The organism is Prevotella communis (assembly GCF_022024115.1).
Classification (GTDB): Bacteria; Bacteroidota; Bacteroidia; order Bacteroidales; family Bacteroidaceae; genus Prevotella; species Prevotella communis.
Map to the genome: position 1 here is coordinate 2,551,978 of NZ_CP091792.1, position 26,832 is coordinate 2,578,809.

Here is a 26,832-nt window from a genome sequence, read left to right on the forward strand (position 1 = left end):
CTAATTCAACATTTTTTCGTACTTTTGCACCTTACATGGAAAAATCGGCCAACGATAGTAATACAAGCAAAAAGAGACTGCTGGGTCTGACGACTGCGGAACTGAAACAGGTGGCGCAGCAGTTGGGCATGCCTGCCTTCACCGGCGGACAGATAGCCAAGTGGCTCTACGAGAAAGGTGTGATGAGCATCGACGAGATGACGAATCTCTCGAAGCAGAACCGCGAACGTCTGAGCAATGAGTATTGCGTAGGCGCCATGCCGCCTATCGACTGCCAGCGCAGCGTGGATGGCACCATCAAATACCTGTTCCCGGTCGTGACGACCGGAAACTCCGGAGATTCCGGAATTTCCGGACATTCCGGCTTATTCGTCGAGACGGTTTTCATTCCCGACGGTGACCGTGCCACGCTCTGCGTGTCCAGTCAGGTGGGCTGTAAGATGAACTGCCTGTTCTGTCAGACTGGTAAACAGGGATTTGAAGGCAACCTCTCTACTGCCGACATCTTGAATCAAATCTACGCCCTACCCGAGCGCGACCTACTGACCAACGTGGTATTCATGGGGCAGGGCGAGCCGATGGACAACTTGGACAACGTGCTAAAGACGACAGAGATACTGACGGCAGCCGACGGCTATGCCTGGAGTCCCAAGCGTATCACGGTGAGCAGCGTGGGCGTGAAGAACAAACTGAAGCGTTTCCTCGACGAGAGCCAGTGTCACGTAGCCATCTCCATGCACTCGCCCCTGCACGAGCAGCGTCTGTCGCTGATGCCAGCAGAGAAAGCCATGAACATCAGTGAGGTGGTGGAACTGCTGAAGCAGTATGACTTCACCCACCAGCGCCGCTGTTCGTTTGAGTATATCTGTTTCAGTGGCCTCAACGACACCCTGGAACATGGTCGCGAGATTGTCCGTCTGGTCAAGGGACTGGAATGCCGTGTCAACCTGATCCGCTTCCACCAGATTCCCAATGTTGACCTGCCGGGTGCCGACCTCAGCAGGATGGAGCAGTTGCGCGACTACCTCACCGCCAACGGTGTATTCACCACCATTCGTGCCAGTCGCGGACAGGACATCTTTGCAGCCTGCGGTCTGCTGAGCACAGAGAAGAAGAAAAATCAAAAACAATAAATATTATGGAAGAGAGAAAAATTCGCGTAGCCATTACGCACGGCGACATCAACGGCGTAGGCTATGAAGTCATATTGAAGACCTTTGCCGACCCCACAATGCTGGAGCTCTGCACGCCCATCGTCTATGGATCGCCCAAGATTGCGGCTTTTCATGGCAAGACACTGAGCATCGACACGCCCTTTACCGTGATCAGGAATGCCAGGGATGCACAGGACGGCAAGCTGAATATGCTCGCTGTTGTTGACGACGAGACGAAGATTGAGATGGGTACTTCTACGCCTGAGTCGGGTGAGGCTGCCAAGGTGGCTATCGACAAGGCATTGGAGGACTACAAGGCCGGCTTGTTTGACGTGCTGGTCACAGCACCTGTCAGCAAGAACAGCATCAAGGGCTTCAATGGTCACACCAACTATATTGAGCATGCCCTCAATGATGGCAAGAAAGGACTCACCATCCTGACCAATGACGACCTGCGCGTGGCGCTGGTAACCAACAACGTGGCTATCAAGGATATCGCGGAGTCTATCACCAAACAGAAGATTGTGGAGAAAGCCACCATCTTCTATCAGGCACTGCGTCGCGACCTGCGTGTCAGCAGTCCCCGTATCGCTGTCCTGGCGCTGAATCCCCGTTGCGGTGAGGATGGCGTGCTGGGCGATGAGGAGCAGACCGTGATCACCCCTGCCATCAACGAACTGGCTGAGAAGGGTATCCAGGTATTCGGTCCCTATGCTGCCGACGATTTCTTTGGCCGTAGCGCCTACTACCGTTTCGACGGTGTGCTGGCCATGTATCACGACCAGGGTCAGACGCCCTTCAAGGCTGTGGCCTACGAGAACGGTGTGCGTTTCACCACTGGTCTGGACCTGATCCGTACGGCTCCTGCCCACGGTGTCAACTATGCCGCAGCAGGCAAGAACATCACCGACGAGCAGTCACTTCGCAACGCCATCTACGTGGCTATCGACGTATGGCGCAACCGTCAGAACTACGACAAGCCCTACGAGAATCCACTGCCCAAGCTCTACCACGAGCGTCGCGACGAGAGCGAGAAGGTACGCTTCCACAAGAAACCCGAGGAATAATTTTTTCTGCCATTTTTGCAGCCGTTTCAAAAAAAATATGTAATTTTGTCAGCCAATTATGAACAACGCTGAGTTACAACGCATCAAACAGAGGTACAACATCGTGGGCAACTGCGAGGCTTTGAACCATATTCTGGACGTCGCCCTTCAGGTAGCGCCCACCGACCTGAGCGTGCTCATCGTTGGCGAGAGCGGTGTTGGTAAGGAGATTATCCCACGCGTGATTCACGACAACTCACCACGTAAGCGTGAGAAATATTTCGCCATCAACTGCGGTTCTATCCCCGAGGGCACCATCGACTCCGAACTCTTTGGTCATGTGAAGGGTTCCTATACGGGTGCCATCAACGACTCACCAGGTTATTTCGGTGTGGCCAACAAGGGCACGCTGTTTCTTGATGAGGTGGGCGAACTGCCGCTGGCTACGCAGGCCCGTCTGCTTCGTGTGCTCGAGACAGGCGAGTATATCCCCGTGGGTGGTACGGAGATCCGTAAGACCGACGTACGCATCGTGGCGGCAACGAATGTCAACATCCGACAGGCCATCAGCGAAGGCCGTTTCCGTGAGGACCTCTATTACCGTCTGAACAGTATCCCCATCCAGATGCCTGCCCTGCGCGAGCGCGGTGAGGATATCGTACTGCTGTTCCGTCTCTTCGCCATGCAGATGGCAGAGAAATACCATATGGAGCGCGTCACCCTGACCGACGAGGCCAAACAGATGCTGATGCGCTATAAATGGCCGGGCAACGTACGTCAGCTGAAGAATATCACCGAACAGATTTCCGTGCTCAGTCAGGAGCGTATCATCACGCCCCAGATTCTCTCCCGTTTCATCCCACAGGACCAGGAGACGACGCAGCTGGCTGTTATCAAGAACAACAGCGACCACTCGTTTGAGAATGAGCGCGAGATTCTCTATAAGATCCTTTTCGAACTGCGCGGCAATGTGAACGACATGCGTCGCGAGATGAGTCAGTTGAAGAAGCAGATGGAAGACGTGAAGACGTCTCCCTCGCCTGCTATAACCCCCATTCAGCCCATTAACCCCATCTCCCCCATCCTCGAAGACGCCGAGGCCGAGGAATACATCGAGCCTACGCCTGAGCAGGAGAACCTGAACCTCAATGACCTGAGTCGTCAGATGCTGGAGAAGGCATTGGAGCGCAACAACGGCAACCGAAAGAAGGCGGCACAGGAACTTGGTATCAGCGACCGTACGCTCTATCGCCGACTGAAGCAATACGGACTGATGCTGGTGTTCTTCATCTCAACACTCTTCATGTCGTCGTGCTACACCTTCAACGGTGCCAGCATCGACTACAACAAGACGAAGACCATCCAGATTGCCGACTTTCCCCTGCGCACCAGTTATGTGTGGGGACCTATGGCCAGCATCTTCAACAACCAGTTGAAGGATCAGTATGCCAACCACACCAAGCTCATTCAGGTGAAGCGTAATGGCGACCTGCAGATATCGGGCGAGATTGTACGCTACGAACAGCGCAACAAGTCGGTATCTTCTGAAGGCTATTCTGCACAGACGGAACTGTCGATGACTGTCAACGTGCGTTTCACCAACAACGCCAAGCACGACGAGGACTTTGAGCGCCAGTTTACGGCCACCTCTACCTACGAGACCACACAGTCGCTCAATGCCGTGCAGGAAGAGCTGGTCACACAGATGGTCAAGGAAATCACCGACCAGATATTCAATGCCACAGTGGCCAACTGGTGATTTTAAGGGTAAAGTGAAGAGTGAAAAGTGAAAAATTTGCTACCGCAAGAAATATGGATATAGTAGAACTCATAGAACACCCAGAGAGAATGGACCGCGACACGCTTTACGAGTTGCGCTCTATGCTGGCACTATACCCATACTTCCAGACGGCACGCCTGCTCATGCTGCAGAACCTGTACCTGCTCCACGATCCATCGTTCGACCAGGAACTGCGCCGTGCAGCTATCTATATCACCGACCGAAAGGTACTCTTCCAGATGATTGAGGCTGCCCACTATATGGTGAAGGCCGTACCGTCATCTGAAGCCCAGCACCCCGCATCCAGCGCCCAGCGCCAGACACCTGAGGAGCGCGACAGTCGTACTATCTCCCTGATTGACGACTTCCTCGATTCCCTGCCTAAGGAGGAAGAGGAGGAGACCTCCCAGAAGAAAGGTAAGCGCAAGCCTACACCAGCCGATGCCGCAGTCGATTATGTGGCCTATCTCCTTGAGAGTGAAAGCGATGAGGATCGCGAGAAGGCTGCCGAGGTACCCCAACTGATAGGTCACAGCCTCATCGATTCCTTCATAAATAATGACAAGGGAAAGATAGTGCTCAAAGAGACCCCTACCCTCAAGCCAGAACTCGACGATACAACGCCAGATACGCAAAATGGTGTGCAACAGGGGTATTTTACGGAAACTTTTGCCAGAATTTACATCAAACAGGGCAATTATTCCAAAGCTTTAGAAATTATTCAGCAATTAAGTTTGGATAATCCGAAAAAAAATGTTTACTTTGCAGACCAAATACGCTTCTTGCAGAAATTAATAATAAATAATAACAAAAAATAATTAACAACAATGGGAATTTATTTTCTTTTAATCATCCTCATCGTGATTGCTGCCATTCTCATGGTAGGCATCGTGTTGATTCAGGAATCTAAGGGTGGTGGTTTGGCTTCAAACTTCGCCTCTTACAACCAGATTGGTGGTGTACGTAAGACCACCGACTTTATTGAGAAAGCTACTTGGACACTCGCAGGCTTCATGGTAGTTGTCAGCGTAGCATGTGCATACGTAGCTCCTAAGGCTCAGAGCACCAACCTGATTGATCAGGTAGAGGTAAACACTGCTACCAGCCCAGTTAATGCTAACGGCTTGGAAGCCAGCCCCGTTGAAGAGGCTCCTGCAGCAGCTCCAGAGGCAACAGAAGCACCTGCCGGTAAAGAAAATTAAAAAAAGTACGCAATTTATTTGGTCAATTCAAATAAATTGCGTACCTTTGCACTCGCTTTTAAGGAAGCGACCAACATGGTGCCCGTAGTTCAGTTGGTTAGAGCGTCAGATTGTGGTTCTGAATGTCGACGGTTCGAGTCCGTCCGGGCACCCCAAGAAAAAAGTCCTGTAATCCGAGAGATTGCAGGACTTTTACATTTCCAGTGCATGAGATTCTATGTCATAGGTCTTACCAATATACAAGTTACCATGTTTCTTAAAGCAGTACCTTCTCTAGAGTAAGCATATGCGCTTACGTTCTTTGCTAACAAGGATCAAAGTACAATAAGACAGCAGCTCAGGTAGCCCTCCGTTGGCTCACCCAGCGTGGCATCGTAGCTATTCCCAAGTCGAGTCATCAAGAGCGCATGGCACAGAATATCGACATTTTTGACTTCTCGTTGAGTGACGACGAAATGGCACAGATTGCCAAGATGAATCAGCACGATGCAGGAACCAGAGATTTCGGTGACCCGCAGTTCGTGAAATACTTAATTGAGAATTACGGATAATATCCCAAATATTCATAAATCCCAAGGCAAAATCAATCTGCTTTGGGATTTTATTTGTATATTTGCGGGCAGAAAACTACGATTACACCGCTTGGTGGTTTTGGCTGCTAACAAACACTTTAATTTAATCAAAAAAAATGAAACAACTAACACTAACTATCATTTCCGCGCTGCTCTCATTAGGCATGGCGCAGGCACAGAACACAGAAGAAATGGCAACCTTCCGCACCTGGGCTATGACACCGCCGATGGGCTGGAACTCGTGGGACTGCTACTACTCTTCGGTGACAGAGAAAGAGGTGCTGCAGAACGCGCAGTACTTAGTTGATAACGACCTGGTGAAATATGGCTGGGAATATGTGGTGGTGGACATCCGTTGGTATTGTAACCATCCGTCCTTGGGCGGCGGCAACTACAACCAGCGGGGCGATCAGGATTATGTGCTCGACGAGTACGGACGCTACCTGCCGTCGCCTTCGCGCTTCCCGTCGTGTATGGTGGATGGAAAGAACGAAGGCTTCAAGGCTCTGGCTCAGAAGATTCATGACATGGGTCTGAAGTTCGGCATCCATATCATGCGTGGTGTGCCTAAGAGTGTGATGGGCAGCACATACAAACTGAAAGGTAGCGAATCTACGCCTTGGAGTCAGGTATATAACGGCACCACCTCGCCCTGTACATGGCTGAAGGACAACCTGCTGGTGAAGAACAATGAGGCCGGACAGACCTATTATAACAGTATCATGGACCTCTATGCCGAGTGGGGCGTGGATTTCCTGAAGATCGATGACCTCTCGCGTCCGTTCTATACCGATGAGATTCACATGATCCGCAAGGCCATCGACCAGACAAACCGTCCCATCGTGCTGTCGCTCTCGCCTGGCAAGACGCAGTACCAGTATGCAGGAGAGTGTCTGGAGAATGCCAATATGTGGCGCATGATGGATGACTTGTGGGACAACTGGAGTGACGTGGATGCCGTTTTCAACGAAGCCCATGCCTGGGAAACAGTAACCCGTCCGGGCAACTATGCCGACTGCGACATGCTGCCTCTGGGACAGATTGCTATGACCATCGGTGATGCAGGCTATACCGCAGCCGACAATGGCCGTTGGACCAATCTCTCGCAGAACGAGCAACTGACGATGATGACCCTTTGGGGCATCTGTCACTCACCCTTGTTCTTCGGTGGCGAAATGACCAAGAACGATGCCTTCACCCTCTCGCTCCTGAACAATGAGGAGTACCACCAGATGCACAAATACGGTGAAGATGCTCATCAGGTGATGAATGATGAGGATAACGGTCGCGTGGCTTGGACCTCGCACATCGGTGACACCCGCTATCTGGCCCTCTTTCAGCGCGATAACACTCGCTGGGTGATGGGCAACAAGGCTCTCTACAAGAGCGAGGTGGTGGCCTATACCACCGACGGCCATGCGGTGGATGTAGATATTGAATGGCCCGAGGGCGAGAAGACGCTCGTGCTAGTGGTTGACGACGGTGGAGACAACTACAACTACGACCATGGCGACTGGATCAACCCCACGCTCGTATTGCGCGATGGTACGGAGGTTCCCCTCACCGGCACCTACAAGACCCGCCAATACACCAAGTCCTACTTCAACCGCGTGTATGAGAACAAGAACGTGGACAACGGCGGCAAGATGAAAGTGATGGGCGTCACCTACGACTGCGGCTTCTCCACCGATGCCAATGCCGCTATCTTCTTCACGATACCTGAAGACATGGACGTGGTGCGCTTCAAGGCTATGGCCGCTGCCGATGACTCAGGTATTGGTCAGCAGGGAGCCACGACGAGCATCCGCTTCATGGTGTTCGCCCAGAACCCGCTCACCGACGAACAGGACGATGCCGCTGCCCGCTCAGGTCTCATCAGTCGCACAGGCACGAAGAGTAAGACCTTGGAAACCGACATCACAGGAGCTGAGCAACTGAAGATTGTGGTGAGCAACTGGGGCGACGGTTTTGCCTACGACCGTGCCGACCTCATCAACCCCGTGCTCATCGATGCTGAGGGTAACGAGACCTCGCTGACCACGCTGAGACAGACTTCTTACCAGTCGGAGTGGGGGAGTCTGCATGTAAACAAGAACGTGGAGGGCGGCACACTCAAAGTCGATGGTCAGTCATATGATACGGGCCTCGGCATGAACGCCCAGTGTACCCTCATTTACGACCTGCCATCAGGACACTCATGGAAGACCTTCCGCGCCCTCTGCGGTTACGATTCCAGCTGCGATACCGACAACAGCTCAGCAGCCGGCACCACGATGGAGTTCATCTTCTATGTCACCAAGAAAGAGACTTACGACTTCGACCTCACGCAGCTTGGTTACGGTGCCACCGAGTCCGTTCCCGTCCACGACATCTGGGCAGACGAAGACCTAGACACCGCCACGGGTTCCTTCAGCACCACCGTGCCTAGCCACGGCGTAAAACTGTTCCGTCTGGGTAACAAGGCTACAACGGGCATCAACAACCCAACCACCCCAGCAGTTCAATCTTCAATCTTCAACCTTCAACCTTCAATCTACAACCTACAAGGACAAAGGGTTAGTGCTGACTGGAAGGGAATACAGATACAAAACGGAAAGAAACGGGTAAAATAATGAATACGAATATGAGTAAGGGAGTGAATTAGACAGATATCACAACATTGCTAAGTTTGCTATAAGATGTATAGCGCTATGGCAGCACAAGCTTCAGCATCGGCCAAAGCGTGGTGATGATTTTTAAGGTCGTAGCCGCAAGCAGCAGCAACGGTGTGGAGCTGATGATTGGGCAACATATGACCGAACTGGCGGCGTGAGGCTGCGAGGGTATCGTAAAAGCGATAATCGGGATAGTCCATCTGATAGACCTTAAAAACCGCTTTCAGGCACCCTTCGTCAAAGCGAGCATTATGGGCTACAAAAGGAATTGACGCAATCTGGTAGCGAAGATTATTGATTGTCTGTTGGCCAGAAAAAAGTCCGACATCTGATTGTTTGCTGCCATCGGTGCACAAGAAAATATCTGCGATGCGTTCTTCCAATTCCTCCCATACTTTTGAGAATACTGGAGCATCGTCTGTATCACATTGGCTCAGCCCATGCACCTGCTGACACCAATAGCTGTAGTAGTTTGGCTCGGGCTGGATAAGACTATAGAAACTGTCAGCAACCTGCCCATTACGCACCATGACTACTCCTACAGAGCAGACACTCGACGGCTGCTGATTGGCCGTTTCAAAATCGATGGCAATAAAGTCGCGAATCATATCTTCATATATTTAACCTTCGGTCGATGATAGCCTTCTATATCCATTTTAACAGATAGCCAATTATTATTATATGGATCATGAGAATTGCAGGAATGCCATACTTAAACTTCTTATGCATCGTCTTATGGCGCCATACTCTCATACCCAGCCATGCGCCAATACTTCCTCCGATAACGGCAAACAATAGTAAGGTAGCCTCAGAAATGCGCCACTTACCCTGTCTGGCCTGCCACTTATCTATGCCATAAACAAGGAAAGTCAGTACGTTTACACATACAAAATAATATAGCAATGATTCCATCATCCGTCATATGTTTGCAGAGCTACCTGTTTTTGCTGCAAAGTTACTTATTTTTGCTGAAAAATTACCATTTTCGCCGTAAAATCACCATTTTCGTAGCAAATCAATGTCAGCGTAACCTTCATTTTTATTCCTCCACAGTCGCTCAGGCAGCTGTGGAGGAATAGTTACACTGTTCTATTTTTTCCTCGCCAGATACTCTATCGCCAACACCGGCCATAGGGGCACTTTGCGTATGTTGGTTCTCACAGCGGGAATATCGCACAACAAGAAGATGGACGCCAGGAGCAGGGCAAACCAGATGACGTAGCCATACACCTGCTTGATGGCCACAAGCATCATGGTGTGCAGATAACTGTCGCCCATGAACGCCCCGAAATCAAATTGTGAGAGGTCGAGGTTGGTGAGTGTCAGTTGGCGACCGTAGTTCATCATGTCCTCATTCAGAAAATGCGAGAAGATGGTGGTATAGAAACCATAGCCCATAGCACCACCAAGATACATGTGCAGGATGTTGAACACGAACAGTCCCATGAAAAACATCTCAAGACTGGGAACCGACTCGTCTAAAGCCCACATCAGGGTTGGTGCAAGAACGCCATAACCAAAGCCGCGGAGCATGATGGCCAGCTGGTATTGCTCGATGTTCACCGCCATACCTACCGTGGAATACATCAGCAAGGCGTAAGCGCTGATGGAGAGGAAGGCTATACCTATCAGTTTCCATACCTTCCACTTCTGAACCTTCAGCCAGTAGAGGTCGAACGCTATACCCAGAAACATGCCTGGCAATGCCCACATATATTGACTCTCCTTGGTGAGTTCTTCCAGTCCGACGACCTCTGTATAGAGTATCTCCTCCAGTGTATGCTCGGCGCCGAAAGCCAATTCAGCCAATATGGTAACGATGAGTATGGGTACCACGTTGCGACATTTCAGCAGGCGAAGCTCTACGTATGGATAGCGATTATGAATCAGTCGGTAGAGGGTGAGTCCTGCAAAGATGAGCGTAAAAGCTCCCAGCACTCTGATGTGCTGACTGGCAAACCATCTGTAGTGATCACCATAGACAAAGATGTACGAGAACAGAAGCATCGTGACGCAGATGAGTAAAGCTCCCTGCCAGTCGGTCCCCTTCAGCGAGAACCTGTTGGGCATAGGACAGAACGGACGACACAGAACAATCTGTGTCAACAGCACAAACGACATGGTGCCTACGGTAAAGGCGTGCATCATCTGCCAGGTAAAATGATGCCCCATCCAAGCAGCAAGCCATCCACCGCCTTCAATGGCTGTGAGAAGTATGATGTGAAGCACGGGGAAGAAGACGGCGAAGTCACGCTTTGGCGTAATCCACAACTGGATGTTGCTCATACACTCGAATGTTCCTTGAATCTTGGCAATGCCTGCAATGAAACATGCCACAACGAGTACAGGCATCGACTGACTATGCATCGTGATGATGTTACAGATGCCCATCACGATGGCCGAGGTGCATAGCAACTGCTGATTAGTGAAGCGGAACTTCATCCTAAATAGCATAGGAAACCACACGGCCATGCCTGCCAGCGTGGCATAGAGCAGAAACATCACATCCTCGATCATGAAGTTGGTGGTGCCACGAATCTCGTCGAGGGCACCCAGATAGATGCCTCCTGAGAATTGGAAGCACAAAGCCGTTAGGACGTAAATCCATGGTTGCAACTTGCGAGGCACCCACCCTTTCATCATCGGCATACAGAAAGGCATGCCAGCAGGTGGTGACGGTGCCTTCATTAAAAATTCAGTCAGTTTTCCCATTACTCTTCTACCTTACAAACCACGTTATAACCACCATGCAACTTCTTCACCTCATCGCACGCATCAATCCGCACACGCACCGTCACGCGCTGCTCCACCTTGACGAAATTGCCTGTGGCATTGTCGATAGGAATCAACGAGAACGCACTACCTGTGGCGTCGCTGATGCGCTCTACCACACCTGAATATTCCACATCAGGAACGGCATCGGCAGTAAAGCGCACCTTATCACCCACCTTGATATTTGGCATCTGCGACTCCTGGTAGTTGGCCTCCACCCATTTCTCATGCTTATCGACGATGCTCACCATTGTCTGACCGGGATTGACCAACTGCCCCACATGAATATCCTTGCTGCCCACCACACCATCGCAAGTGGCAATGATGTAGCAATACGACAGGTTCAACCGGGCTATCTCCACCTGTGCACGTGCCAGTTCGATGGCAGCTTCTGATGCTGAAAGATGATGCCCTTGCTCAGCCACAACGGCCGTCTGCGTAGAGCGTGAACGGACTGCCTGCTCATAGCCAGCTTTGGCACTCAGATAACCCGTGTGGACATTGTCATACTGCTGCTGTGTAACGGCATCCTGTTCCAGCAGTTTCTGAAAACGCGCATCCTCTTTCTGTGCATTCTCCATCTGTACACGGGCTGCTTCAATACCTGCTTCGGTCACGCTGATACTGGTCTTGGTGGTATGGATGCTGCTTGCCGTACCCTGAGAACCACGCTCAGCACGGGTAAGGTCGGCTTCTGCCTGAGCCAGACGCAAACGGAACTCGGCATCCTCAATGACAACAAGTGTATCGCCCTTCTTCACCTCCTGAAACTCATTGAAGCGCACCTCGCGTATAAAACCCTGCACACGGCAGTTCTGTGGCACAATATTCTGGCACACACGGGCATTATCCGTGACTTCGCCACCACCGTAATGCATAAACTGACTAGCTGCATAAACGACGCCACATACGATACAGAGTATCACAATCGCATTATAAATATAGGTCGTTATCTTATTCTTTTCCATCTTATTATAGGGTATTTGTTATATATTTAAGTTTGAAATAATTGTAAAGCATATTGATGCGGGCATTGACCAAAGCCATATCGGCAGAGAGCTTCATGTTTGAGGCATCAAGCATATCGGTGAGCAGAGCCAGGTCGTTGTCGTAACGGTTCTTCACCACCGCATAGTTCTGGTTGGCCAGTTCCACCTGTTTCTCCTGTGTGTTAACCTCTACCGAGCTGGTCAGCAGATTGGTATAGCAGGCCTGTACACCATTCTCTACGCCTTCGCGTGCCAACTGCACTCGCTCGCGTGCCTGGGTGTTTTCATGCTTCGCCTTACGGATAGCATGCTTGTTTTTCCAGAGACTTGACAGATTGTATTTCACGCCAATGCCTACAAACCACACGTTGACGTTGGCATCTTTTGGAATCAGGTCAGAGGTGTATGGGCCAAACAGATTGTTTTCTGCCACTACAGCCACTGATGGCCGCGAGGCCGCACGCGTGTTTCTGATCTTCTGTTCTGACATCTCTGTGGCAAGTGAAGCCTGACGGATATCAATATTGTTTTCCGATGCGGTCTGTTGCCACGACTCTTCTGAGGTGAATGCCTTGAGTACCCTACCTTCCTCTTCGAGCGACTGCGTATCTACCTCAAAATCCTCACCTTCAGGCAGGTGGATGGCTGTGCCCATCTGATGACGGATAATCTTCTGCGCATCATCAAGTTGTGTCTTTGTAAGCAGAAGACTCTGCAGTTGCAGTTCGTATCGCGTCAGGTCGTTCTTCAACACCGTCCCCTGCGCTCTGCGCGCCTTCATCTGTTCGATTACCTTCTCAGTCAGTTCAATGTTCTTCGCTATCACCTGCTGCTGGTTCTGCTGTTTGCAGAGGTCAAGGTAGAAACCAGTCAGCAGGAACCGCACCTCCTGACGATTCTTCTCTACATCAAGCTCTGCCAATTGATGCCCTAACTTTGCCATTTCAATGCCTGAGCGGATGGCACCACCAGCATAGATGACCTGACTCGCCTGGGCTGTAAAGCTGTTACCCCAATGTGGTGTGGGCTGTTTGCCATTCTGCACCTGTTGAGGTCCCAATCCGGGGACAATATACTCTGTAGTGCCACTGGTAGAAAAGCCTCGCGACATCAGGAAAGCATTGCCCGTATAAGAGCCTTGCAAGCTAAATTCAACACTTGGCAGCATGGCTGATTTTGCCGATACGACCCCTTCTTCTGCAGCCTTCAATGCCACTTCACTCACCTTGATGCGCTGATTCTGACGGTCAGCCAGGTCAAAAAGCGACTGAAGACTCATCTTGTGCTGTGCATACGTAGGTACACAGCAACCTGCTCCGACTATCATCGAGACTGTCAGAGCACAAAAATACTTGTGACTACTCATTAAAAAGAAATTTTTTCTCTTATAATTCATTACTCGTACTAAAAATATTCCTTCCCTCGGAAATACGAATAATGAACCTTCATGGTTCGGACAAACCTCCCGTTTGCCACAATGCGCTACAAACCTCTCGGATTAGGGAACAAATCCAGAGATGAATTTCGAGCACTATTAATTGCGAAATCCTAAAAACGGGTGCAAAGGTACAAAAAAAACGTTAAATACAATACGTTTTTCATCTTAAAAAATCGAAAAAGTGATGCTCTGTAGCGTTCGTAAAATCGACTTTTTTAGGCATTCACCACCGTTCGAATCTCATCTTGCGTGCGCCATATGGAATCGTAGTCAGTTATCTTACTATCTTTACTACTTTGCAGGGGTTGCCTACTGCAATGGAGTTCGAAGGAATATCTTTCGTCACTACACTACCTGCACCTATGGTCACGTTGTCACCAATTGTCACACCAGGCAGGATGGTCACACTGCCACCAATCCATACATTATTGCCAATGGTGACTGGTTCTGCCCACTCTCTACGGCTGTTGCGCTCCACGGGGTCTGTACTATGGCAGGCCGTGTAGATGCTTACATTAGGGCCGATAAAACAGTCATCTCCAATGGTGACACGTGCTTCGTCGAGCACGGTGAAGTTGAAGTTGGCAAAGAACCGCTTGCCCACACTAATCTGCTTGCCATAGTCGCAATAGAAGGGCTGGTTAATCAGAATATTGTCATCAGCGATGTGTCCTAAGAGACCTTTTAGGATCTCCCTTGCCTCCTCCTTCTCCGACGGGCGCAACAGGTTATAGTCATGGATTATCTCCTTCACTTCCGTCAGTTCTTCTATCAGCTGCGGGTCAACAGCGGAATAAATTTCGCCCGCCAACATCTTCTCTTTTTCTGTCATATATTTCTTTGTCTTACCAATTCAATGGCCTCCTTGCCCGTCAAATGCTCGATGTCAAAGCGTATCATCAGCATACGTGAGAAGCCACTTTCGATTTCCTTTTGCAGACTCTCATCATCGTTTGGATTGTAGCGGTTGCCAAGCATTCGGGCTGTTTCCAACTTCTCCTGTTCATCCTCGATGATATGGATTCTGCCGAATGCTATCACGCTGCGGAAGAAGGTAGTATACTTCTTCGGTTGCACATCATCCTGCTCAATAACACAGAAAGATGCCTTATCGCACTTGCGGATGGCATCAACCTTATGGCCAGCCAAAGCACTATGGAAGTATAGTTTCCCATCATGATAGACATAGCTGATAGGAACAGCATACGGATAATCATTATCACCTAGCAAAGCCAGAGTTCCTGCCGTAGCTTTCTCCAAAATGGCAATGCTTTCTTCTTCTGCAAGCTGCTGGCGCTTGCGTCTCATTTCTCTAAATTCCATATACCACAATTTTATGGCTGCAAATTTACAAATTTTCTAGCAGAATAAGGATGCTGGAGGGGAAAATCCCCCGAATCTTTAGGACTTTACCCCTATCGTGGTGGAAACAACCGCCGCGATGTCCGCTTCTATGCTGACCGCAAGGTGACAAAGCCTGCTGTACATCATGCTAACAACGTTCCTGCTAAAGTCAACAAGTCCAGCAACGGCTCTACTTGGAGAAATACAGGAAATACCTCTCGTCCTGCTACCACAACGAAGCCCAACGGTCATTCTAACGGCAATCGCCAGATTGCAATGAATACAAACAACAATCGCAGTGGTTCAGGCCACTTCGGAGGACGCAGATAAAAGCACACGTTTTGCCTTTATATATGCCTTCAAAAAAGGACACGGGGAATTCTCAGAAATGGGAGTTCTTGCGTCCTTTTAGTAGCAAGCGACAAGTCGATTACCCTTTTTACATGTAAAACACGAACTTTGTTCCCTTCGAGCCTACACCGTCATAGTCTGCCGGAACTGGAAACTGATTGATAAGCGCATCGGCATCTTCCTCCTCCAGACACTTGGTAATCTCCAGCTCAATGGCCATCCGTCGTTCATTATAGATCAGATTCCAGATACATTCACCCAGAACGGCATTTACTACCGTTCTTATCTCGTCCTGAGTGCGCCAAATGGAATCGAAGTCAGTCATTGTTCTGAAAGCGTAAGAAATCGGTTAATGTTGTATTTCAATTCCTCCAAGTCAATGAACTGAGATCCACGATATACTTCCTTGCCATCCATCAGAAGCAATACCGTAGGGCCTGAATAGACTAGGAATCTACCTGCAATCAAAGGTTCTTCGGTGATATCTGTATAGAAAGAAGTCAGAGACGGGTACTGACCTGCCAACCTCGCCACTTTGTCAAGCATGACATTGCAGACTCCGCAATCTGGAGCCTTGATGTAGAACAGACATATGCCGTTATCCGTTATGGTCTGCTCTATATCTATTATGTTAGTCAGGTGCTTCATCAATTCTTACCGTAAATTCGGATTTATCTAATGCGTCTCCATTTTTGAGAACAGGTTGATTATTATAACGCCAGCTTTCATTTGCTCTCTGATGATATGCCCTTCTTATAGATATACGTGGTATAGCCAGGAGCGTAGGAGTCATAGACCTCGCTGAGGAACTGACCTACCAGTGTGAAACCATGTTGTGGGTAGTATTCGTGGGTGCAACTGGTGTCGGTCCAAAGGTATAGATGCCTCAGGTCTCTGTGCAGGAACTCATCCATCATTTCCTGCAGCAACAGTTTCCCACAGCCTTTCTGATTGCTGATGAAGAGCGATAGTTTCACTTCGCCGTCACTCATGCACTGCACCGTTTTTCCGTCAACCTCCAGCATATAGTCGGCCAATAGACGGAAACGTTCAAGCTCATGGTCGGTCATCTGTGCCTCAATGTTCTCGCGCCATTGGCTGACATCTGCCTTGTCGTCATGGAAGTTGGCAAACAGCACCCCATGAATCACGCCATCATCGCCCACGGCCTTCAAGGCAAGCGAGGGATTGCTATAGTTATAGCGAAGGATATACTCTGCCACTGCATCGATAAACCACTGCCGTTCGTCGGCATAAAAATCGCCCCATGCACCAGCAGCCAGTGGTGCTGCTTTAGCAAAGTCATCATTCGTGAATTTCTCTATTTTCATTTCTATTATTGCCTCATGCTTTATTAAGTTATGTAATACTCTGAAAATTGGAATTTACTTGATTGAAATCCCCTTTAGACATGAACATTATCTGACAAACCAGAATCCCCAGTGCATCGTATTCAGCTGTCCAAACACAGGAACCCAGAATGCGCCTAACATTTCCGTGTAGCGAGACATGGAAATATCGCCCATGTCGAAAGTGTCTGTCCATCCAAAATCATGAAGGATTTCCATATTTCATTTAAACGAATTTATTTATCTCATTAAAATCTTTATTTGAATCTTTTGAAATCAGATATCTCCATATCGATGACAAAAGTCATTAATGGTTCCAATGTTAATCTGTTACCACTTCAGAGAAATGCTGCTGTCCCCAGGCTATTAGATCCGTAAGCACCGGCATGAGTGAACGGCCTGTATCAGTCAGGGAATACTCTACACGAGGAGGAACCTCTGGATAGACCTCACGATGAACAAGGTGACTCTGCTCCAGATTCTTCAACGTTTGCGAGAGCATCTTCTGGGAACAATCAGACATCAGCTTACGGATTTCATTAAAACGCAAAACGCCTGTCTCGCTTTTATAAAGTATATAGAGAACGAGCATCGACCACTTGTCGCCAAAGCGACTGACAACGTGCCTGATAGGACAGGCTAAATATTGTGCCTTTATATCTGCCATAATTCATGATTTTAATGCAAAAGTAACCAATAGTTACTGAATTACCAAATTACACTTAGTTAATCTAAGTTAACGCCACTTTCGCAGAAGTCTGATAACATCCCAATTCCTACTTTTTGGTAACTATCCCACCCAAAAGTGCCTTCTTGTGGGAATGAAATAATCGCCGTACCTTTGCGCCCAGTTAAGAACTGGTCGCGATGATGCTCACGCTCGGCAGAGCTCAAACGAGTTTGGCTCTGCTCTCGCTTAATCGCATCATTGTCAGCGTCAAAACGAACAAATAACATTTTAAACGAATAAGAATTATGAAACAGATTGAAACAATTAAGAGTGGTAAGAATTTCAGCGCAGTAAGCGTAGGTAAGATGAGTGAGATTATCGAGCATGTGCTTCCGATGGGACCGAACGTAACCATTCAAGGTAAGGTATTCGCAGGTCAGGCCGTAGGTGCTACAGGAAGCGAGTTCTCGTTCCAGACACTCGTTCCAGGTCAGGACAGTGGTTTCTTGCATACCCACAAGACTCATGAGGAACTATACTTCATCTTGAAGGGCGAAGGCCAGTATCAGGTGGATGGTGAGATCTTCCCTGTCAGCGAGGGCACCATTATCCGCGTCGCTCCTGATGGCAAGCGTGCGCTGAAGAACACCGGCAGCGAGAACCTGACTATGCTCTGCATCCAGTACAAGGCCAATGCCTTCACCGAGGCTGACAGTCCCATGACTGATGGTGTCATCCTGCAGGAAGAACTGAAATGGTAAGCGAGATGTTCGACAAAGCAATTCAGTTTCTGAAAGACCACAAAGAGATTGCCCTTGCCACGTGCGAGGGCAATCTTCCTAAGTTGCGCATCTTCCAGATTATGAAGCAGGAAGGGCATGTGCTCTACTTTGCCACTTCTGACCAGAAGGCAGTCTATCGGGAGTTGCGTCAGAATCCCAATGTTGAGATACTGGCTTATGCTGATAACATCTCTGTTAGATGTTCAGGCATGGTAAACTTCAATGTAGAGGATGATGTGAAACAATGGATATACAATCATAATGATGTTCTCTCGCGTCTCTACAATAGCTACGACCAGTTGGAATACTTCTGTCTCCCTATCGCTGACCTCGACTATTTCGACCTCAGTCCAACGCCCCCTGTCAACCTGCATTTCGACCTAATGGCAGGCGAAATTGCTAATGGTTTCGTGGGTGAGCGCTTTTGCAAATAATCAATTCGGGTGTTTTTCCTATTCAGGTTTAGGGAAAACACCCTTTCAGTTTAGGATGTATCCTTTCCAACCTGGGCAGAAGTTGATATGCCCGCTCGACCTATGGTCGCTTGCCAGAGCAAGAACGCCAGAACTTTCCCAAGAACGAATTGGGCTTCTGATCATATTTAGCCTTCAATTTGCACTTTTCACAATTATCTGCCATATTGATAAATCCTAAAGTATTGTAAAGTTGGATGCAAATGTACAAATAATCAATTAGAAATCAGTACCTTTGCAGTGAAAATTAGTATGTTTTGTGAAATTATGATGAAGAAAATAGCTATTCCTACACGTGAGGATATGGTTGATGACCATTTTGGTCATTGTGCTTATTATACAGTTATAACCCTCGATGATGAGAATCAGGTGCAGAATACTGAACGCCTGGATTCACCAGAGGGATGTGGATGCAAGTCAAACATCGCATCTGTCATGCAGGAAATGGGCATTACCCTGATGCTCGCCGGCAACATGGGTATGGGAGCCTATAACAAACTGTCAGCCCATGGCATCACAGTTATTAGAGGCTGCCATGGCAAGGTGGATGATGTGCTCAAGTCATACCAGAACGGCGAGCTGCGGGACTCACTGGAATCCTGCGACCATCATGACTGCAGCCACCATGAAGCCAAGCCTGTGTACATGATTTCCAAGTTTGGAAAGAAATAAGGAAGAATGAAGTGGACTGTACTATCAGATAATCGAAGCAGGGATGGCCGACTCTCTACAGAGCATGGCCTGTCAATCCTTTTGCAAGCCCAACGGCACAAGATCCTGCTTGATACTGGAGCAAGTGACGTGTTTATCAAGAATGCAGAGCAGTTGGGCATAGATCTATGCGATGTTGACTATGTTTTCATTTCTCATGGTCACAGCGACCATGCTGGAGGCTTGCGATACTTCTTGGAGCATAATCAAAAGGCTAAAGTCATCGTCTCACCTAATGCAATGAGTGGTACATTTTATTCAAAGCGAGGGAATCTTCATAGCATTACTACGGAGTGGCCAGAGTTAGACACTGACAGGCTTATCGCGATAGACCAGACCTGTGAGCTAGCAAAAGGTCTTCACGCCATTGCTCATATACCTCAGAATCATATAATACCCAAGGGCAATCAGAATCTCTACGTGCAGGATGTCAATGGAGACTTTGTCCTCGATGATTTTCGTCATGAGCTAGCCCTGTATATCGATGGTCTGCTATTTACAGGTTGTGCTCATAGTGGTCTGGAGAATATCCTGTCCGCATGTCCATGGCCCGTTCATACCGTTGTAGGTGGCTTCCATTTACTTGATGGTATGGAACCAGAGGAAGAAATACAGGCCTTGGCACAAAGGCTGAAAGAAAAGTATCCTAAAACGCTGTTCTATACAAGCCATTGTACAGGTGACAATGTGCTTGAGGTAATGAAGAGCGTGATGGGAGAACAGCTACAGTCCTTCAGATGTGGAACATTGAACGAAATGGTATGAGCAGGATTGAGCGAGAGAAGCTGACTGTCCGCAAGATGATAGAACTGTATTGCCGTCATCATCTTCATCAGGACCAGATGCCAGAGGAGTATCAGCATCTGGCAGACTTCGCTTGTCGCCGTCTGGATCATTGCAAATATGGAGAAAGGAAAACAGCATGCAAGCATTGTCCCACTCATTGCTATGCTCCTAAAGAGCGCGAGGCCATCCGCAAGGTGATGCGCTGGGCAGGGCCAAGAATGATATGGTATGCCCCAAAGGATGCAATTCTACATATACTCAAAAAATGATATTTTATAATATCAACTATGACAAAGAGTATTAAGATTTCGGTTCTGTGGCTGCTGGTATTATGAACATCAAGACGATGCAAGGCGACGTTGGCGCACTACCTTTCGAGGAAGGTTCATTCGACTACTTCCACGTAGAAGGAGCCATGTTATACTTCAGGGCCAAAAAGAAATATTAAATCTTTTAGGTATTATAATTCATTATTTTATTGTACCTTTGCAGCATGGTTATGGATTTACAGGGTTTCCTCACATCGCTTCTGAACGTGGTCTGCGAAATGGCTCCCTATCTGTTGTTGGGATTCTTCATCGCGGGAGTGTTGCACGTATTCGTACCGCAGAAGTTCTATGCCAACTATCTTTCGCGTAACAATAAGCTGTCCGTGCTATGGGCAGCGCTGTTGGGTGTACCCCTACCCCTCTGTTCATGCGGCGTGATCCCAACGGCTATCGGACTCAGAAACGAGAAAGCTTCAAAAGGCGCTATCGCTTCGTTTCTCATCGCCACGCCACAGACGGGCATCGACTCCATTCTGGCCACGTTCTCTCTGATGGGACTGGGGTTTGCTATTATCCGACCTACAGCAGCACTAATCACAGGTGTCTGCGGAGGATTGTTGGTAAACCGTCTGGTTCGTGAGGATGATTTAAAGGATGATTCGTTCACTTCATGCCTAGTAGAAAGCGGAAACAGGATTTGGCGCGTACTGAAGTATGCCTACTATGATATGCTTCGCGACATCGGTCTGCGACTGCTTATTGGACTTGTTGTTGCGGCATTGATTCAGGTAGCTGTGCCAGATGAGTTTTTCCTCTCCTTCGGCAGTCAGCCGTTGCTACAGATGCTGGTGATACTGGTCATCGCCGTACCGATGTATATCTGCTCGACGGGTAGTATTCCCGTGGCAGCAGCCCTGATGATGAAAGGACTCTCGCCAGGAGCGGCACTGGTGATGCTGATGGCCGGGCCTGCGGTAAATCTCGCCTCTATCCTCGTGGTTCACAAGTCGATGGGGCGTCGCTTTACATCGATTTATCTGATGACCATTGTTGGTTTCGCGGTTCTATTCGGCCTGCTGCTCAATGCTACGGGAATCGACTTCTCCGTCGCTGCCCAAGATGCTTGCTGCATCAGCACATCCGCCTTGCCCAGTCCGTTTAAGATTATTTGCGCCACAGTATTAACATTATTAATTATATTTGCTCTTATGATGAAGTTTTTCAGCAAGTTTTCCGCCCAAAAGCCCTTAGCCCCCGACGTGACCGTCTATCGTGTCGAGGGCATGCATTGCAGCCATTGCGAGGCAGCCGTAGTCCGTGCCGTCGAGGATCTGCCTGGCGTAGAGAAAGCCAAGGCCAGTGCCTCTGCCAACACCCTCACCATCAAAGGCCCTGCCACAGAAGAGTCTATCCGTAAAGCTGTTGAGGGTATCGGATATACGTTCAAAGGAAAGGCTTGAAACCTATGAAATATACTTTGAAACACCTTCTCTGCCTCGTGGCAATGATGGGCGTGCTGACCGTTTCAGCGCAGGAGCACTTACAGAAAAAGGCATTGGCATCGGATGCCAAGAAGACTTTTACCGTTATGGGACAACTGGCAGATGACCTACGACCACGTGATAGTAATCTACGGTAAGGCCACCGACGAACAGGGCAAGCCCTACTACATGGTGAAGAACTCATGGGGAAAGAGCGGACTGTACAAAGGCATCTGGTATATGTCGCGCGACTATATCATGCTCAACACCACCTACCTCTTCCTCAATCGTCATACCCTGCCTAAAGCGTTACGCAAGGCAATAAAATAAAGTCACGTAGTAATTCTCGAGAGAATTCATCCATAATTAAGTGATTTAGCATTTGCAACTTAGTTATACAGGAAAAAATTCTCTCGAGAATTTTCTTACTACCATGTAGAAGACGGATTGAAAGTCGGTAAGATTGTTTTTGTTTCTAGGTTAATCAGCCCTCAGACATCAGCCATCGGCCATCTTCCATCGGAGCGAGACACTCACCCGTCCCCTCTGTTCTTTTACACTTAGTTAATCTAAGTTAACGCCACTTTCGCAGAAGTCTGATAACATCCCAATTCCTACTTTTTGGTAACTATCCCACCCAAAAGTGCCTTCTTGTGGGAATGAAATAATCGCCGTACCTTTGCGCCCAGTTAAGAACTGGTCGCGATGATGCTCACGCTCGGCAGAGCTCAAACGAGTTTGGCTCTGCTCTCGCTTAATCGCATCATTGTCAGCGTCAAAACGAACAAATAACATTTTAAACGAATAAGAATTATGAAACAGATTGAAACAATTAAGAGTGGTAAGAATTTCAGCGCAGTAAGCGTAGGTAAGATGAGTGAGATTATCGAGCATGTGCTTCCGATGGGACCGAACGTAACCATTCAAGGTAAGGTATTCGCAGGTCAGGCCGTAGGTGCTACAGGAAGCGAGTTCTCGTTCCAGACACTCGTTCCAGGTCAGGACAGTGGTTTCTTGCATACCCACAAGACTCATGAGGAACTATACTTCATCTTGAAGGGCGAAGGCCAGTATCAGGTGGATGGTGAGATCTTCCCTGTCAGCGAGGGCACCATTATCCGCGTCGCTCCTGATGGCAAGCGTGCGCTGAAGAACACCGGCAGCGAGAACCTGACTATGCTCTGCATCCAGTACAAGGCCAATGCCTTCACCGAGGCTGACAGTCCCATGACTGATGGTGTCATCCTGCAGGAAGAACTGAAATGGTAAGCGAGATGTTCGACAAAGCAATTCAGTTTCTGAAAGACCACAAAGAGATTGCCCTTGCCACGTGCGAGGGCAATCTTCCTAAGTTGCGCATCTTCCAGATTATGAAGCAGGAAGGGCATGTGCTCTACTTTGCCACTTCTGACCAGAAGGCAGTCTATCGGGAGTTGCGTCAGAATCCCAATGTTGAGATACTGGCTTATGCTGATAACATCTCTGTTAGATGTTCAGGCATGGTAAACTTCAATGTAGAGGATGATGTGAAACAATGGATATACAATCATAATGATGTTCTCTCGCGTCTCTACAATAGCTACGACCAGTTGGAATACTTCTGTCTCCCTATCGCTGACCTCGACTATTTCGACCTCAGTCCAACGCCCCCTGTCAACCTGCATTTCGACCTAATGGCAGGCGAAATTGCTAATGGTTTCGTGGGTGAGCGCTTTTGCAAATAATCAATTCGGGTGTTTTTCCTATTCAGGTTTAGGGAAAACACCCTTTCAGTTTAGGATGTATCCTTTCCAACCTGGGCAGAAGTTGATATGCCCGCTCGACCTATGGTCGCTTGCCAGAGCAAGAACGCCAGAACTTTCCCAAGAACGAATTGGGCTTCTGATCATATTTAGCCTTCAATTTGCACTTTTCACAATTATCTGCCATATTGATAAATCCTAAAGTATTGTAAAGTTGGATGCAAATGTACAAATAATCAATTAGAAATCAGTACCTTTGCAGTGAAAATTAGTATGTTTTGTGAAATTATGATGAAGAAAATAGCTATTCCTACACGTGAGGATATGGTTGATGACCATTTTGGTCATTGTGCTTATTATACAGTTATAACCCTCGATGATGAGAATCAGGTGCAGAATACAGAACGCCTGGATTCACCAGAGGGATGTGGATGCAAGTCAAATATCGCATCTGTCATGCAGGAAATGGGCATTACCCTGATGCTCGCCGGCAACATGGGTATGGGAGCCTATAACAAACTGTCAGCCCATGGCATCACAGTTATTAGAGGCTGCCATGGCAAGGTGGATGATGTGCTCAAGTCATACCAGAACGGCGAGCTGCGGGACTCACTGGAATCCTGCGACCATCATGACTGCAGCCACCATGAAGCCAAGCCTGTGTACATGATTTCCAAGTTTGGAAAGAAATAAGGAAGAATGAAGTGGACTGTACTATCAGATAATCGAAGCAGGGATGGCCGACTCTCTACAGAGCATGGCCTGTCAATCCTTTTGCAAGCCCAACGGCACAAGATCCTGCTTGATACTGGAGCAAGTGACGTGTTTATCAAGAATGCAGAGCAGTTGGGCATAGATCTATGCGATGTTGACTATGTTTTCATTTCTCATGGTCACAGCGACCATGCTGGAGGCTTGCGATACTTCTTGGAGCATAATCAAAAGGCTAAAGTCATCGTCTCACCTAATGCAATGAGTGGTACATTTTATTCAAAGCGAGGGAATCTTCATAGCATTACTACGGAGTGGCCAGAGTTAGACACTGACAGGCTTATCGCGATAGACCAGACCTGTGAGCTAGCAAAAGGTCTTCACGCCATTGCTCATATACCTCAGAATCATATAATACCCAAGGGCAATCAGAATCTCTACGTGCAGGATGTCAATGGAGACTTTGTCCTCGATGATTTTCGTCATGAGCTAGCCCTGTATATCGATGGTCTGCTATTTACAGGTTGTGCTCATAGTGGTCTGGAGAATATCCTGTCCGCATGTCCATGGCCCGTTCATACCGTTGTAGGTGGCTTCCATTTACTTGATGGTATGGAACCAGAGGAAGAAATACAGGCCTTGGCACACAGGCTGAAAGAAAAGTATCCTAAAACGCTGTTCTATACAAGCCATTGTACAGGTGACAATGTGCTTGAGGTAATGAAGAGCGTGATGGGAGAACAGCTACAGTCCTTCAGATGTGGAACATTGAACGAAATGGTATGAGCAGGATTGAGCGAGAGAAGCTGACTGTCCGCAAGATGATAGAACTGTATTGCCGTCATCATCTTCATCAGGACCAGATGCCAGAGGAATACAGGCATCTGGCAGACTTCGCTTGTCGCCGTCTGGATCATTGCAAATATGGAGAAAGGAAAACAGCATGCAAGCATTGTCCCACTCATTGCTATGCTCCTAAAGAGCGCGAGGCCATCCGCAAGGTGATGCGCTGGGCAGGGCCAAGAATGATATGGTATGCCCCAAAGGATGCAATTCTACATATACTCAAAAAATGAAATGAGATTGCCAGGGGACTGTATCTGCCATCCTCAACTTCCACGTAGAAGGAGCCATGTTATACTTCAGGGCCAAAAAGAAATATTAAATCTTTTAGGTATTATAATTCATTATTTTATTGTACCTTTGCAGCATGGTTATGGATTTACAGGGTTTCCTCACATCGCTTCTGAACGTGGTCTGCGAAATGGCTCCCTATCTGTTGTTGGGATTCTTCATCGCGGGAGTGTTGCACGTATTCGTACCGCAGAAGTTCTATGCCAACTATCTTTCGCGTAACAATAAGCTGTCCGTGCTATGGGCAGCGCTGTTGGGTGTACCCCTACCCCTCTGTTCATGCGGCGTGATCCCAACGGCTATCGGACTCAGAAACGAGAAAGCTTCAAAAGGCGCTATCGCTTCGTTTCTCATCGCCACGCCACAGACGGGCATCGACTCCATTCTGGCCACGTTCTCTCTGATGGGACTGGGATTTGCTATTATCCGACCTACAGCAGCACTAATCACAGGTGTCTGCGGAGGATTGTTGGTAAACCGTCTGGTTCGTGAGGATGATTTAAAGGATGATTCGTTCACTTCATGCCTAGTAGAAAGCGGAAACAGGATTTGGCGCGTACTGAAGTATGCCTACTATGATATGCTTCGCGACATCGGTCTGCGACTGCTTATTGGACTTGTTGTTGCGGCATTGATTCAGGTAGCTGTGCCAGATGAGTTTTTCCTCTCCTTCGGCAGTCAGCCGTTGCTACAGATGCTGGTGATACTGGTCATCGCTGTGCCGATGTATATCTGCTCGACAGGTAGCATCCCCGTGGCAGCAGCCCTGATGATGAAAGGACTCTCGCCAGGAGCGGCACTGGTGATGCTGATGGCCGGGCCTGCGGTAAATCTCGCCTCTATCCTCGTGGTTCACAAGTCGATGGGGCGTCGCTTTACATCGATTTATCTGATGACCATTGTTGGTTTCGCAGTTCTATTCGGCCTGCTGCTCAATGCTACGGGAATCGACTTCTCCGTCGCTGCCCAAGATGCTTGCTGCATGAGCACATCCGCCTTGCCCAGTCCGTTTAAGATTATTTGCGCCACAGTATTAACATTATTAATTATATTTGCTCTCATGATGAAGTTTTTCAGCAAGTTTACCGCCCAAAAGCCCTTAGACCCCGACGTGACCGTCTATCGTGTCGAGGACATGCATTGCAGCCATTGCGAGGCAGCCGTAGTCCGTGCCGTCGAGGAAGTGCCAGGCGTAGAGAAAGCCAAGGCCAGTGCCTCTGCCAACACCCTCACCATCAAAGGCCCTGCCACAGAAGAGTCTATCCGTAAAGCTGTTGAGAGTATCGGATATACGTTCAAAGGAAAGGCTTGAAACCTATGAAATGATTACCAGGGGACTGTATCTGCCATCTTTAAAGTAACGGATATCCTTTTTTTATCCGTTTTGCTTGTTATTTCATTTTTTATTTGTATTTTTGCAGC

General features: G+C 48.5%; 30 protein-coding genes, 1 tRNA gene and 3 pseudogenes. 23 read left to right on the forward strand and 11 right to left on the reverse strand.

The genetic code is table 11. The annotated features are described in order from the left end of the window. The first annotated feature begins 35 nt into the window (after window positions 1-35). The 9 genes and pseudogenes from rlmN (at window position 36) to L6468_RS10715 (ending at window position 8,366) form a co-directional block, all read left to right on the forward strand. On the forward strand, window positions 36-1,133 hold the full coding sequence (gene rlmN, locus L6468_RS10675) for a dual-specificity RNA methyltransferase RlmN (protein WP_237793224.1): 1,098 nt from the start codon (window positions 36-38) through the stop codon (window positions 1,131-1,133). 5 nt (window positions 1,134-1,138) lie between these two features. Continuing rightward, window positions 1,139-2,221, forward strand: a complete 1,083-nt coding sequence (gene pdxA / locus L6468_RS10680; protein ID WP_091819077.1) for a 4-hydroxythreonine-4-phosphate dehydrogenase PdxA — start codon at window positions 1,139-1,141, stop codon at window positions 2,219-2,221. A 58-nt stretch (window positions 2,222-2,279) separates the two neighbouring features. After that, window positions 2,280-3,473, forward strand: a pseudogene (locus L6468_RS10685) (sigma-54 interaction domain-containing protein); the annotation flags it as partial. Window positions 3,474-3,566: 93 nt separating this feature from the next. Further along, window positions 3,567-3,959: pseudogene (gene lptE, locus L6468_RS10690) on the forward strand (LPS assembly lipoprotein LptE); the annotation flags it as partial. A gap of 53 nt (window positions 3,960-4,012) precedes the next feature. After that, window positions 4,013-4,798, forward strand: a complete 786-nt coding sequence (locus tag L6468_RS10695) for a DUF8458 domain-containing protein (protein WP_237793225.1) — start codon at window positions 4,013-4,015, stop codon at window positions 4,796-4,798. 15 nt (window positions 4,799-4,813) lie between these two features. Continuing rightward, window positions 4,814-5,182 carry a preprotein translocase subunit SecG gene (secG, locus tag L6468_RS10700; protein ID WP_091819096.1) on the forward strand — a complete coding sequence of 123 codons (369 nt, stop codon included), beginning with the start codon at window positions 4,814-4,816 and terminating at the stop codon, window positions 5,180-5,182. 78 nt (window positions 5,183-5,260) lie between these two features. Next, window positions 5,261-5,337: transfer RNA gene (locus L6468_RS10705), tRNA-His, on the forward strand. A 156-nt stretch (window positions 5,338-5,493) separates the two neighbouring features. Beyond that, window positions 5,494-5,733, forward strand: a pseudogene (locus L6468_RS10710) (aldo/keto reductase); the annotation flags it as partial. A 137-nt stretch (window positions 5,734-5,870) separates the two neighbouring features. Further along, window positions 5,871-8,366 carry an NPCBM/NEW2 domain-containing protein gene (locus tag L6468_RS10715; protein WP_237793226.1) on the forward strand — a complete coding sequence of 832 codons (2,496 nt, stop codon included), beginning with the start codon at window positions 5,871-5,873 and terminating at the stop codon, window positions 8,364-8,366. 59 nt (window positions 8,367-8,425) lie between these two features. Here L6468_RS10715 and L6468_RS10720 read toward each other — a convergent pair whose 3' ends face one another. The 7 genes from L6468_RS10720 to L6468_RS10750 form a co-directional block, all read right to left on the reverse strand. Beyond that, on the reverse strand, window positions 8,426-9,013 hold the full coding sequence (locus L6468_RS10720; protein WP_237796674.1) for a 3'-5' exoribonuclease domain-containing protein: 588 nt from the start codon (window positions 9,011-9,013) through the stop codon (window positions 8,426-8,428). A 40-nt stretch (window positions 9,014-9,053) separates the two neighbouring features. Then, a complete protein-coding gene (locus L6468_RS10725; protein ID WP_237793227.1) occupies window positions 9,054-9,323 on the reverse strand; it encodes a DUF1294 domain-containing protein in 270 nt (89 codons plus the stop codon). A 174-nt stretch (window positions 9,324-9,497) separates the two neighbouring features. Continuing rightward, window positions 9,498-11,120, reverse strand: a complete 1,623-nt coding sequence (locus tag L6468_RS10730; protein ID WP_237793228.1) for a hypothetical protein — start codon at window positions 11,118-11,120, stop codon at window positions 9,498-9,500. After that, window positions 11,120-12,148 carry an HlyD family secretion protein gene (locus tag L6468_RS10735; RefSeq protein ID WP_237793229.1) on the reverse strand — a complete coding sequence of 343 codons (1,029 nt, stop codon included), beginning with the start codon at window positions 12,146-12,148 and terminating at the stop codon, window positions 11,120-11,122. The genes L6468_RS10730 and L6468_RS10735 overlap by 1 nt, the downstream gene beginning before the upstream one ends. A gap of 4 nt (window positions 12,149-12,152) precedes the next feature. Continuing rightward, a complete protein-coding gene (locus L6468_RS10740) occupies window positions 12,153-13,535 on the reverse strand; it encodes a TolC family protein (RefSeq protein ID WP_431356688.1) in 1,383 nt (460 codons plus the stop codon). Between the two features lie 346 nt (window positions 13,536-13,881). Then, window positions 13,882-14,439, reverse strand: a complete 558-nt coding sequence (locus tag L6468_RS10745; protein ID WP_091852740.1) for a sugar O-acetyltransferase — start codon at window positions 14,437-14,439, stop codon at window positions 13,882-13,884. Continuing rightward, the gene (locus L6468_RS10750; RefSeq protein WP_237793231.1) at window positions 14,436-14,930 is read right to left on the reverse strand and encodes a NimIJ family nitroimidazole resistance protein; all 495 of its coding nucleotides are present in this window, start codon (window positions 14,928-14,930) and stop codon (window positions 14,436-14,438) included. Before L6468_RS10750 ends, L6468_RS10745 begins: the two co-directional genes overlap by 4 nt. A gap of 144 nt (window positions 14,931-15,074) precedes the next feature. On the opposite strand from L6468_RS10750, the gene L6468_RS10755 reads away from it, so the two are divergent. Beyond that, window positions 15,075-15,281 carry a hypothetical protein gene (locus tag L6468_RS10755; RefSeq protein WP_237793232.1) on the forward strand — a complete coding sequence of 69 codons (207 nt, stop codon included), beginning with the start codon at window positions 15,075-15,077 and terminating at the stop codon, window positions 15,279-15,281. 109 nt (window positions 15,282-15,390) lie between these two features. Here L6468_RS10755 and L6468_RS10760 read toward each other — a convergent pair whose 3' ends face one another. The 4 genes from L6468_RS10760 to L6468_RS10775 all read right to left on the reverse strand — a co-directional run bounded on the left by L6468_RS10760 (window position 15,391) and on the right by L6468_RS10775 (window position 17,318). Next, window positions 15,391-15,627, reverse strand: a complete 237-nt coding sequence (locus tag L6468_RS10760) for a hypothetical protein (RefSeq protein ID WP_237793233.1) — start codon at window positions 15,625-15,627, stop codon at window positions 15,391-15,393. After that, window positions 15,624-15,950, reverse strand: coding sequence for a thioredoxin family protein (locus tag L6468_RS10765; RefSeq protein WP_237793234.1), 327 nt, complete (start codon window positions 15,948-15,950; stop codon window positions 15,624-15,626). Before L6468_RS10765 ends, L6468_RS10760 begins: the two co-directional genes overlap by 4 nt. A gap of 77 nt (window positions 15,951-16,027) precedes the next feature. Beyond that, complete coding sequence (locus L6468_RS10770; protein ID WP_028908272.1) at window positions 16,028-16,633, reverse strand: GNAT family N-acetyltransferase; 606 nt, start codon at window positions 16,631-16,633, stop codon at window positions 16,028-16,030. A 340-nt stretch (window positions 16,634-16,973) separates the two neighbouring features. Further along, a complete protein-coding gene (locus tag L6468_RS10775; RefSeq protein WP_237793235.1) occupies window positions 16,974-17,318 on the reverse strand; it encodes a winged helix-turn-helix transcriptional regulator in 345 nt (114 codons plus the stop codon). A gap of 308 nt (window positions 17,319-17,626) precedes the next feature. Between L6468_RS10775 and L6468_RS10780 the strand changes: the two genes are divergently transcribed. From L6468_RS10780 to L6468_RS10845, 13 genes are all read left to right on the forward strand, one after another. After that, window positions 17,627-18,082 (forward strand): cupin domain-containing protein, encoded by a 456-nt coding sequence (locus L6468_RS10780; RefSeq protein WP_091818607.1) that lies wholly within the window; start codon window positions 17,627-17,629, stop codon window positions 18,080-18,082. 5 nt (window positions 18,083-18,087) lie between these two features. Continuing rightward, window positions 18,088-18,537, forward strand: a complete 450-nt coding sequence (locus L6468_RS10785) for a pyridoxamine 5'-phosphate oxidase family protein (protein ID WP_237793236.1) — start codon at window positions 18,088-18,090, stop codon at window positions 18,535-18,537. A gap of 306 nt (window positions 18,538-18,843) precedes the next feature. Continuing rightward, complete coding sequence (locus L6468_RS10790) at window positions 18,844-19,248, forward strand: NifB/NifX family molybdenum-iron cluster-binding protein (protein WP_237793237.1); 405 nt, start codon at window positions 18,844-18,846, stop codon at window positions 19,246-19,248. Window positions 19,249-19,254: 6 nt separating this feature from the next. Further along, on the forward strand, window positions 19,255-20,052 hold the full coding sequence (locus L6468_RS10795) for an MBL fold metallo-hydrolase (RefSeq protein WP_237793238.1): 798 nt from the start codon (window positions 19,255-19,257) through the stop codon (window positions 20,050-20,052). Beyond that, the gene (locus L6468_RS10800) at window positions 20,049-20,342 is read left to right on the forward strand and encodes a nitrous oxide-stimulated promoter family protein (RefSeq protein ID WP_237793239.1); all 294 of its coding nucleotides are present in this window, start codon (window positions 20,049-20,051) and stop codon (window positions 20,340-20,342) included. Before L6468_RS10795 ends, L6468_RS10800 begins: the two co-directional genes overlap by 4 nt. Window positions 20,343-20,572: 230 nt before the next feature. Continuing rightward, on the forward strand, window positions 20,573-21,802 hold the full coding sequence (locus L6468_RS10810) for a permease (protein WP_237793241.1): 1,230 nt from the start codon (window positions 20,573-20,575) through the stop codon (window positions 21,800-21,802). Window positions 21,803-21,907: 105 nt separating this feature from the next. Continuing rightward, the gene (locus L6468_RS10815; protein ID WP_237793242.1) at window positions 21,908-22,153 is read left to right on the forward strand and encodes a C1 family peptidase; all 246 of its coding nucleotides are present in this window, start codon (window positions 21,908-21,910) and stop codon (window positions 22,151-22,153) included. 483 nt (window positions 22,154-22,636) lie between these two features. Beyond that, the gene (locus tag L6468_RS10820; RefSeq protein ID WP_091818607.1) at window positions 22,637-23,092 is read left to right on the forward strand and encodes a cupin domain-containing protein; all 456 of its coding nucleotides are present in this window, start codon (window positions 22,637-22,639) and stop codon (window positions 23,090-23,092) included. 5 nt (window positions 23,093-23,097) lie between these two features. Continuing rightward, window positions 23,098-23,547, forward strand: coding sequence for a pyridoxamine 5'-phosphate oxidase family protein (locus L6468_RS10825; RefSeq protein WP_237793236.1), 450 nt, complete (start codon window positions 23,098-23,100; stop codon window positions 23,545-23,547). A gap of 306 nt (window positions 23,548-23,853) precedes the next feature. After that, complete coding sequence (locus tag L6468_RS10830) at window positions 23,854-24,258, forward strand: NifB/NifX family molybdenum-iron cluster-binding protein (RefSeq protein ID WP_237793237.1); 405 nt, start codon at window positions 23,854-23,856, stop codon at window positions 24,256-24,258. 6 nt (window positions 24,259-24,264) lie between these two features. Continuing rightward, on the forward strand, window positions 24,265-25,062 hold the full coding sequence (locus L6468_RS10835; protein ID WP_237793243.1) for an MBL fold metallo-hydrolase: 798 nt from the start codon (window positions 24,265-24,267) through the stop codon (window positions 25,060-25,062). Continuing rightward, complete coding sequence (locus L6468_RS10840; protein WP_237793244.1) at window positions 25,059-25,352, forward strand: nitrous oxide-stimulated promoter family protein; 294 nt, start codon at window positions 25,059-25,061, stop codon at window positions 25,350-25,352. The genes L6468_RS10835 and L6468_RS10840 overlap by 4 nt, the downstream gene beginning before the upstream one ends. Window positions 25,353-25,492: 140 nt before the next feature. Further along, entirely contained in the window at window positions 25,493-26,722 is a 1,230-nt protein-coding gene (locus L6468_RS10845) for a permease (RefSeq protein ID WP_237793245.1), read from the forward strand. Window positions 26,723-26,832 lie beyond the last annotated feature (110 nt).